9 protein-coding genes and 2 pseudogenes are annotated in these 8,681 nt (G+C 70.0%); 6 read left to right on the plus strand and 5 right to left on the minus strand.

Features of this window, described 5'->3' with window-relative positions:
• Positions 1–167: 167 nt before the first annotated feature.
• Positions 168–830 carry a hypothetical protein gene (locus E1182_RS26800; protein ID WP_132270390.1) on the plus strand — a complete coding sequence of 221 codons (663 nt, stop codon included), beginning with the start codon at positions 168–170 and terminating at the stop codon, positions 828–830.
• A gap of 4 nt (positions 831–834) precedes the next feature.
• On the plus strand, positions 835–1,500 hold the full coding sequence (locus E1182_RS26805; protein WP_132270393.1) for a class F sortase: 666 nt from the start codon (positions 835–837) through the stop codon (positions 1,498–1,500).
• Positions 1,501–1,563: 63 nt separating this feature from the next.
• Here the strand turns inward: E1182_RS26805 and E1182_RS26810 are convergent, their stop codons facing one another.
• The 3 genes from E1182_RS26810 to E1182_RS26820 form a co-directional block, all read right to left on the minus strand.
• The gene (locus E1182_RS26810) at positions 1,564–2,061 is read right to left on the minus strand and encodes a GNAT family N-acetyltransferase (RefSeq protein WP_207921532.1); all 498 of its coding nucleotides are present in this window, start codon (positions 2,059–2,061) and stop codon (positions 1,564–1,566) included.
• Positions 2,062–2,181: 120 nt separating this feature from the next.
• The gene (locus E1182_RS26815) at positions 2,182–2,493 is read right to left on the minus strand and encodes an antibiotic biosynthesis monooxygenase (protein ID WP_132270395.1); all 312 of its coding nucleotides are present in this window, start codon (positions 2,491–2,493) and stop codon (positions 2,182–2,184) included.
• Between the two features lie 114 nt (positions 2,494–2,607).
• The gene (locus tag E1182_RS26820) at positions 2,608–3,306 is read right to left on the minus strand and encodes a response regulator transcription factor (RefSeq protein WP_207921533.1); all 699 of its coding nucleotides are present in this window, start codon (positions 3,304–3,306) and stop codon (positions 2,608–2,610) included.
• A 614-nt stretch (positions 3,307–3,920) separates the two neighbouring features.
• Between E1182_RS26820 and E1182_RS26825 the strand changes: the two genes are divergently transcribed.
• The 3 genes and pseudogenes from E1182_RS26825 to E1182_RS26835 all read left to right on the plus strand — a co-directional run.
• A complete protein-coding gene (locus tag E1182_RS26825) occupies positions 3,921–4,733 on the plus strand; it encodes a hypothetical protein (protein WP_132270397.1) in 813 nt (270 codons plus the stop codon).
• A gap of 133 nt (positions 4,734–4,866) precedes the next feature.
• Positions 4,867–5,577, plus strand: coding sequence for a hypothetical protein (locus E1182_RS26830; RefSeq protein WP_132270400.1), 711 nt, complete (start codon positions 4,867–4,869; stop codon positions 5,575–5,577).
• A gap of 102 nt (positions 5,578–5,679) precedes the next feature.
• A pseudogene (locus E1182_RS26835) lies at positions 5,680–5,808 on the plus strand (DUF397 domain-containing protein); the annotation flags it as partial.
• Between the two features lie 147 nt (positions 5,809–5,955).
• On the opposite strand, the gene E1182_RS26840 reads toward E1182_RS26835, so the two are convergent.
• Together E1182_RS26840 and E1182_RS26845 are read right to left on the minus strand one after the other, a co-directional pair.
• Entirely contained in the window at positions 5,956–6,753 is a 798-nt protein-coding gene (locus E1182_RS26840; protein WP_132270409.1) for an exodeoxyribonuclease III, read from the minus strand.
• Positions 6,754–6,971: 218 nt separating this feature from the next.
• Positions 6,972–7,892 (minus strand): proteasome assembly chaperone family protein, encoded by a 921-nt coding sequence (locus E1182_RS26845; RefSeq protein WP_132270402.1) that lies wholly within the window; start codon positions 7,890–7,892, stop codon positions 6,972–6,974.
• A 417-nt stretch (positions 7,893–8,309) separates the two neighbouring features.
• Here E1182_RS26845 and E1182_RS26850 point away from each other — a divergent pair.
• A pseudogene (locus E1182_RS26850) lies at positions 8,310–8,681 on the plus strand (hypothetical protein); the annotation flags it as partial.

Here is an 8,681-nt window from a genome sequence, read left to right on the forward strand (position 1 = left end):
GGGCGGCGGGGTTCGGGTCGGTGGAGGTCACAGCGACCCGAGCGTACGCGACGGTTCCGGCGGATCGGATGTGATGTCCGCCCGGGGGTGAGACGATTTATCCCGTACGGCAGGCCGGGTGCTTGCGTCGCCCCGGCCCTGCGGCGAGGGCGACGAGAGGGGGCAGCATGTCGGTCACGCTCCGGCGCACCGCGCTGGCGATCGCGGTCGGCGCCCTCGGCCCGGTGCTGAGCGCCACCGCCCCGCCCCTCGCCGCCCGGGCACTCGCCGCGCCGCCACTCGCGGTGACGTCGCTCGCCGCGCCGCCGCCGGCCGTGGCGCCCGGTCCTGGTGACCCGGCCGGAGGATGGCCCGGGTCGGACGAGCGCCGGCAGCCTCCCGGCCAGGTCTTCGTCGAGGTCCGCCCCGGCATGGTCCGCCCCGGCTACCTGGTCGGCATCCGGGCGAGTTGCCACGACAACTCCATCCCGGCGACGGTCGTCTCCGACGCCTTCGGCCGGATTCAGGCGCATCCCCAGTACGGGCAGTTGACCGCCTCGGCGATGGTGCGGGACCGCACCCGCCCCGGCAACTATCCGGTCAAGCTGGAGTGCCGCGACGGCGGCAGCGCCTCGACCATGCTCCAGGTGGTCAAGCACGTGAAGTCCAGTCCCGGCCCGCACACCGGGTTCGGCGGGACGGCCGGGGGGTCGAATCTCGGCGGTTTGCTGGTACCCGGAGGGTTGGCCCTGACCATCGCCGGGGCGATCGTGGGCGTCGTCACGGCCCGCCGCCCGCGTGCCACCGGAGACGTCGCGGCCGGCAGACCGTCGGGTCCGGCCGGGAGCTGAGCGCGTGCGCCCCTCCACCGCCCCGGCCGCCGGCCGGGACCGCCGCCCGGCCCGCGGCCCGTGGTCGACGCCGCTGGCAGTGCTGCTGGTGCTGGTCGGCGTCTTCGCCACCGGCGCCGGTCTGGGGCGTACCGCCGGGCCGTTCGACTGGGCGGCCGACTCCGGGAACCCGGGGGCCGTCGACCGGCCGGCGGCCCGTGGGTTGCCGGCGAGCCGGCCGGTCAGCCTGGTGGTCCCGGCGATCCGGGTGGATGCTCCGGTGACTCCGGTCGGACAGGCCGAAGACGGCTCGATCGCGGTGCCGCCACTGAGCCGGCACCACGAGACCGGCTGGTACGACCGGGGCCCGACCCCGGGCGAGCCGGGCCGGGCGATCATCGTCGGTCACGTCGACTCGACCAGCGGTCCCGCCGTCTTCTACGACCTGCGCCGGCTCAAGCCTGGCGACGAGATCCAGGTGACCCGGGACGACCGGCGGGTGGCCGTGTTCCGGGTCGACTCGGTGGAGCACTTCGACAAGTCCCAGATGCCGGCCGACCGGGTCTACGGCGACGACGGCCCGCCGGCGCTGCGCCTGATCACCTGCGGCGGCGCCTGGGTGGGCGGGGACACCGGCTACCGGGACAACGTCATCGCCTTCGCCTCGCTGGTCGAGACCCGCGAGTCCTGACCGCCCACCGCCCACCGGCCGTCGTGCCAGGTGCGCGCCGACGCCGGTGCGGTGATCCGGCGGCTACTCGCTGGTCGGACTGCTGGGAGACCGCGGCCAGGGCAGCGTGAGGCGCATGATGACTTCGCCGTCCGGGTCGTACGCACCGGTCGGTACGAACCCGAGCCGCTGGTAGAACCCGGCCGGGCCGCCGTCTCCCGGTACGTAGCTGGTCAGTAGTTCCGTCGCGCCCTCGCCCTGCACGAGTTCCGCGATCTGCCGCACAACCTCAACGCCGTAGCCGCGGCCCTGGTGCCGTTGGTCGATGAGCAGCTTCCAGAGGAACCACGGTCCGATGATCTCCGGCGGCTGCGGCTCCACGTTCCAGCTCACCATCACGAAGCCGACCGGCTCGTCGTCCACGTAGACCGCCCTGTACCACGGCTTGGCGTGCGGGTACTCGACAGCCTCTCGCAGCGCGTCGCGAACCGTGGAGACGAACCGCTCCTGACCGGGTGCGACGCGCAGCGCGAGGATCGCCTCGCGGTTCGCGTCGGTGATCTCGCGCAGGGTCACGACCATGCGGCGAACGTACCCTCTTGCGCCGTCTGCCGCTGACCCGGAAACGCGCACCGGAGGCGAGCATCGCCAGCGGGCGGCAACAGCCGCCGCCGGGTAGCTGTGGACCTGGCCTCCGGTGGCTCAGCCCTTGCCGGTGACCTGCTGCACGACCTCGAACTCCAGCAGGGTCGCGCCGGAGGCGACCGGTCGGCGCTGTTCGCCGCCGGCGTGCGCGGCCCGGGCCGGTCCGGAGGCCCAGGCCTGGTACGCCTCCTCGCTCTCCCACTTCGTGTAGACGAAGTAGCGGTTCTCCCCGGCGACCGGGCGCAGCAGTTCGAAGCCGAGGAAGCCGGGGGAGTTCTCCACCGCGCCGGCTCGGGCGGCGAACCGCTTCTCGAGTTCCTCGCCCGCACCGGGTGGGACGTCGATCGCGTTGATCTTCACGACTGCCATGCCCCCCACCCTAGCCAGAGCGCGGGGGCGGAGCGTGTCCCGACGGGTTACGGGTGCCCTGGTCATCCCTGACCCGTACCGGCCTCACCACCGAACCCGACCCAACCTGGCCATTCACGATCTGTGTCGGCGGACCGCACCGATCGGTTCCGGCTGGGGTTGGTGGCCGAGCCATAGCAGGATCGCCTCGGATTGCCGGCGTACCTGCAGTTTCGCGTAGATGTTGCTCAGGTTGTTGCGTACGGTCTTGCCGGTCAGCCGGAGGTGACCGGCTATCTCGGTGACCGTGTGGCCGGTGGCGAGAAGCTCCATGATCTGCCGCTCGCGGGGGGTGATGGTGCTGGAGTGGATGCGCGCCGGTGCCGCCGGAACGGGCTGCATGTGTCTCAGCAACGTGGTCGCTGCGGCTGGACTGAGGCAGCTTTCTCCGTTGGCGGTGGTGATGACCGCGCCCCTCAGGCAGAACTCCGGTGTCTGGGTAAGAACCAGGTAGCTGGTAGCGCCATGACCGAAGGCGGTGATCACGTCCTGTTGGTCGAAGCTGCGGGCGGCGACCAGCACTGCCGGCATGCGGGGACCGAATGTCCGATGCAGCTCCCTGACGTCGGTGGCTGGGTGATGGCCGTAGCACACCACAACGTCGTCGAAGGGGCGCACCACGGACAGGTCGCCGGTCACGCGCGGGTGCAGCGGGCTCAGACTGGGAGGTTGGGCGCCGTCGTGGCTGACGAGAGCAACTGAGAGCGACGGCACGACCTGCGTATCCTCGTTGGCCGGAGCGCACCATACCCGGCCAAGGTCGACTGTGCTCATCTCCCGGGATCCATGCCGAATGACTCCTTCCAGCCATGCCGCCTGTTCCGCGCTGGGACCGGCCGAGTATCGGCTGTGCTGGAAGTCTGTGTCCACAAGGTCTCGCCAATGCGCCAATGTAGTTATTAACACAGTCGGATGATTGAACCGAAAGCATGATTCGCCCGTACCACACCTGGATCCCGGGCCGGCGGCATCACCGGAGGAAGGCCATGCCTACTGTTGGTGACAATAGTGGTGGCGCGTCAATGGCAAACCTCGCAGTGGACTCGGGTGAGGGTTTCGTGTGCGCACCGACACCTGGGAGCGCGATGCGGATCCGGGGGAACCTGCGGCAGTCGATGCCCGCGGCACCGGCGGTCCAGATCCTCCGTTCGGTGAGTGGTGACTCACCGGTTCGCCCGCAGGTCAGCCGCTTGGTCCGCGACGACACAGTCGCCCTCGACTGACGCCGCCCTGGGGGAGCGTGTGATCTTATTCACAGGATTGAACCGGGGGAGATTGAACCGCGACGCCGGCGGTTGTCGGGACAACTGTCCCTTTTGATCCCGCCGAGACGCGGTTCTCCTGAACGCCACACCGTTCATCGTGCGATGGCAGTGGAAGGGAGAACGATGAAACGTCGTCTTATCGCGGTTGGATCGACGATCGCGATCGGCCTTGGGATCGTGACGATCACCCATACGGCGCACGCGGCGGAGGCGGGCTGTGACCCCGCCGGGGATGGAAGCGTCAAGATCGTGAACCCTTGTCCGAAGGACGAGGCCATGAAGCTCTGCAAGGGCTCGTTGAAGATCAACGGCAAACAGCAGTTCGCTTCGGAATTCGCCCAGACCTTCCCGGCCGACACCTGTGACTTCAGGGTGACGGAGGTGCTGGGGGCGGACGACGCGAAGCTGATCTTCGGCGAACCGTTCAGCCCGTCGAAGGAGGTGGCCAACTGCCCCCCCAACACCAACAAGAACCTGTCGTTCGAGGTCAGTGTGGAGCAGGGTGCGGCGAAGATTGCGGGCGATTTCGTCGACGACGGTGACAGCTTCTCCGCGAGCTTCGTCAACCTGCTGGGCGCCGAGTGGGGCGAGCACGGAACCGAAAGCACCCTCACGACCGAGGTGAGGACGGTGACGACGGCGCGAACCGTGAACGTGCCCGAAGGGAAGAAGGGAACCTTCCAGTTCATCCCCCGGCGAGCGCAGATCAAGGGACTCTGGACCGTTACCGGCGGAACCCGCAACAGTGCCGGCGGGGGACCCTTCGGCCCCGAGAACACGCCGTGGGAGTGGAGCTTCGAGACCACGATCGACGCACCGCTGCTGCTGCCCAGCGGCAACCCCGACGGTGAGGCGCGACCCAAGTTGACGGACTGCACCGGGGACGAGTTCAAGGACGACGACCCCCAGCCGTTCCCGCCGGAGCCGACCCGGTAATCCGTCGTCGGACCGCGGTCACATTCACTCTCGCTGAGACTAAGGAGTTCCATTGTCCACGTACCAGCTCACCCACGGTAACCGACAAGCCGGGCCGCGATCCCGACGGCGCCGTTATCTTGTCATCGGAGCAGTGCTCGCGGTCGCCGCGGCCGGGCTCATCCCGCTGATGAACCGCAACAACGCCAGCGCGGCAACCGCGAGCGACGTCGCCCTGCACTGCCGCGACGGATCACCGCTGCTGGAGAAGTGCGATTTCATCCAACGTACGGAAACAGTCACGAACGGGAACTCGTTCCGGGTCAGCGACATCCAGAACAACTGCGACGGGACAGAGCCCGATCCGTTCTCGTTCGACGTCAACGTACGATCGCAGGCCGAGGCCCGGATCGAGTCCGGCGCCTTCCTGAACGTCAACGGATCCGTGGGGCTGGAAGGCGTGTTCCAGGCCACCGCGACGGCGGCGAGCAAACGCTTCAAGATCACCGGCTTCCGGGAGGAGTCTTCGGTCTCCTTCAAGGTCAAGGCCGACATCGAACCGAACACGCGGGCGGCGATCTACTTCCGCCCCGAGGTGCTGCAGGACGGCGGCTACCTGGAGGCCACCTACAAAGAGGCGGAGGCCGACGGGACCACGGTGTTCTTCTTCCCCGAACGGGACGCCGACACCGTCCTCGTGAGGTTCCCGTTGGCCAACGACAACGGAGACCCGAAGGGCTTCTACTGGGTTCGCAGCATGCAGTGCCTCAGCAACTCCCGCCTGGTGATTCCGAACTTCAACACCGCCGACTTCGGTGAGTTGACGGGCTTCGGAGTCGTCGACACCCCGATCTCGGTGGGCTGACCGCCGCACGCGCGGTTCGCGTACGAGCACCCCACGGTCGATGGCCGACCTGCGCCGCGGGTCGGCCATCACGTGAACCGGCCGCCACCATGCTCGACTTCGATCGGTGACGGCGAGTGGACGAGGACCACTTCGAGCACGAAGATCGGCGGCAACGGCGGTGACTGCGTCGAGGTGGCCGACAATCTCCCCGGTGCGGTCCTGGTACGCGACACGAAGGACCGCGAAGGGTGCCACGCTGGTCGTCACGCCCGAGGCGGGGCGCGGTCTCGTCGCCTTCGAGAAGACCTCGCGCTGACCCGCCCCGCACGCGGCCCTCGACCCGTCATCCCGCCGACGTGCGGAAATCGCCGACCGGTCGGGCGGCGTACCGGCGGGTCAGAAGGACTCGACGGCGGGTACCAGATCAGCGTCCACCACGATCGGCGCGTGGTCCGACGGGCCCTTGCCCTTGCGCGCCTCTCGGTCCACGTACGCCGAGCGGACCGTGCGGGCGAACGACGCGGAGGCGTACACCAGGTCGATCCGCATCCCCTTGTTCTGGTGGAACATGCCGGCCCGGTAGTCCCAGTAGGTGAAGGGGTGCGGGCCCTTCATCGGGGTGGGCACCACGTCGCTGAGCCCCAGGTCGCGCAGTGCCGCGAGGGCGGCCCGCTCGGCGGGGGTGACGTGGGTGGAGGTGACGAAGAGCGCCGGATCCCACACGTCGGCGTCGGTCGGCGCGACGTTGAAGTCACCGCAGACCGCGAGCGGCCCGCCGCCGGCCACCTCCGGTTCCAGCGCGTCCCGCAGGGCGGCGAACCAGGCCAATTTGTACGCGTAGTGCGGGTCGTCGGGCGCGCGCCCGTTCGGTACGTACACCGACCAGACCCGGAGCCCGTCGCAGGTGGCCGAGAGGGCCCGCGCCTCGGGCTCGGGGAACCCGGGTTCGCCGGGGAATCCGACCGTGACGTCGACCAGCCCGACCCGGGACAGGATGGCCACCCCGTTCCACCGGCCGTCGCTGTGGCTGGCCACCTCGTAGCCCAGCTCGCCCACCTCGGCCGACGGGAAGGACCCGTCGGGGCACTTCGTCTCCTGCAGGCAGAGCACGTCCGGGCCGGTGGTGGCGAGCCAGTCCAGCAGTCGGGGCAGCCGGGCCTTCACCGAGTTCACGTTCCAGGTTGCCAGGCGCATGTCTCCAGCCTGCCGCATCCGGCCACCTCGCGCCGCCCGGCCGGGCCGGTGGACCTCTGCCCGGTGGGCCTGGCCTGCGCCGGCCGGGTTCGCGCCGTGAGCGTCGCCCGACATCGCCGCCCGGACGGAAGACGGGCGACGCGGCCGGCAGGCAGCAGGCGGCGGGCAGTCCGACCGCGGTGCTCGCGCCAGGACAACGGCGTGGCCGGGGGGTGCGGTCAGGTGTTGGGAGTGTCGCCAGGACGGGGCTGCTCGGCCAGGAAGCGTTCCAGTTCGGCGCCGAGTTCGTCGGCGGTGGGCAGCGGTCCCGCGCCGGTGGCCAGCAGGTTCTTCTCCCCGCGGCCACGGGCGAAGGCGTCGTACTGCTCCTCCAGGGCGTGCACCAGCGTCGCCGCCTCGTCGGTCTGCGCGACCTGGCGGTCGATCTCGACCCGGACCACCTCGGCGGCGGTCCGCAGGCTGTCGCTGGGCAGCAGCAGGCCGGTGGTCCGGGAGACCGAGGCGAGCAGCGCCTCGGCGGCGGCCGGGTACTCGGTCTGGGCGACGTAGTGCGGCACGTGCGCGGCGAAACCCACCGCGTCCCGACCCTGCTCGCCGAGCCGGTATTCCAGCAGGTTGCCGACGCTGCCCGGGACCTGCACCTGTTGCAGCCACGGCTCATACCCGGCGATCAACTCGCGCCGGGTGGCGTGCGCGGTCACCCCGGTGGGGCGGGTGTGCGGTACGGCCATCGGGATCGAGTTGAGCCCGATGGTGAGCCGGACGTCGAGCCGGTCGCACAGCCCGCTGACCGCAGCCACGAAACGTTCCCACTGCAGGTCCGGCTCCGGGCCGGTGAGCAGCAGGAACGGCGTCTCGTCGTCGTCGTGCAGCAGATGCAGCGCCAACTCGGGGGTGTCGTAGTGCTCCCAGTGGTCCTCGACGAAGGTCATCACCGGCCGGCGGGACCGGTAGTCGAAGAGCTGATCGATGTCGAAGGTGGCGATCTGACGGGATTCCAGCGAGGTGAGCAACTGCTCGCGGGCCAGGCGGCTGGCGGCGCCGGCGTCGACGAAGCCGGTGAGGGCCTGGATCAGCACCGGCTGACCGAGGCCGGGCAGATCGTCGGTGAGCTGGTACAGCTCGTGTGGGTCGAGCACCGGTTCGGACCTCCCTGGAAGCACGCGTACGGGACCGCGCGCGCACGGCTCCCGTCCGGGAAACGTACCCGCTGGCCGCTTCCATTCCAGCAGCGGGCGCGTTGTGGACAATCCGTGGATCAAATCCGGGCGAAGCCCCCTTTCCCGGCGATCATCCAGGGTGGGGTCATCCGAACGGTGTACGTCAGGTGGAGCGAACGGCGGAGCACGTCGATCATGTGAGCGGTCGGAGGGATCTCCGCCCGGCTGTTCCGCGACGCTCCGGCCGGCCCCGGCTTTCCGGGATGCCCGGTACGGCGGGTCTGGCCAAGGGGCAGGTGGGGCGACCGGCCGTGTCCGGTTCACGGGTCGCCAAGTGTGGGAAGGGACACCTGCTGACCCCGGTTGACCAGCGGATTCGTTGCCTAGCCTCGTCGGATGCGTGACGACGACACCATCGGCGACCAGTGCGGTCCCCCCGGCACGGCTGGCTATTCGGACGACATCTCATCGTCCGTTCAGGTCGGCGTACTCCGTGGCACCGCGGCGAGTGGCACTGCGGCGACCCTCTCCCTTCGTACCCGCCTCGGCACCCTCGTTAACCCCCGCCGGCCAGCGCGAGTCGCCCTCGCCGCGGGCCTGGCCTGCTGCCTGGGGCTGGCCGGGGTGGTCGGTCTCCAGGCCCGGCCCGACGAGCCGGCGACGCCGGCCGGGGTCGAGGCCGCCCTCGCCGGGCGGGCGCAGCAGGACGTCGCCTCCCGGGATCACGACCGCACGCCGACCACCGCGTCTGCCGCCCCCGTGCCGACC

The organism is Micromonospora sp. KC721 (genome assembly GCF_004348355.1).
Classification (GTDB): domain Bacteria; phylum Actinomycetota; class Actinomycetes; order Mycobacteriales; family Micromonosporaceae; genus Micromonospora.

What these genes read in the sequence shown, in the direction of transcription:
- E1182_RS26815 (WP_132270395.1), bottom strand. Translation starts at nt 2,493, where the DNA reads ATGGCAGTCGTGAAGATCAACGCGATCGACGTCCCACCCGGTGCGGGC.
- E1182_RS26840 (WP_132270409.1), bottom strand. Translation starts at nt 6,753, where the DNA reads ATGCGCCTGGCAACCTGGAACGTGAACTCGGTGAAGGCCCGGCTGCCC.
- E1182_RS26810 (WP_207921532.1), bottom strand. Translation starts at nt 2,061, where the DNA reads ATGGTCGTGACCCTGCGCGAGATCACCGACGCGAACCGCGAGGCGATC.
- E1182_RS26825 (WP_132270397.1), top strand. Translation starts at nt 3,921, where the DNA reads ATGAAACGTCGTCTTATCGCGGTTGGATCGACGATCGCGATCGGCCTT.
- E1182_RS26800 (WP_132270390.1), top strand. Translation starts at nt 168, where the DNA reads ATGTCGGTCACGCTCCGGCGCACCGCGCTGGCGATCGCGGTCGGCGCC.
- E1182_RS26820 (WP_207921533.1), bottom strand. Translation starts at nt 3,306, where the DNA reads ATGAGCACAGTCGACCTTGGCCGGGTATGGTGCGCTCCGGCCAACGAG.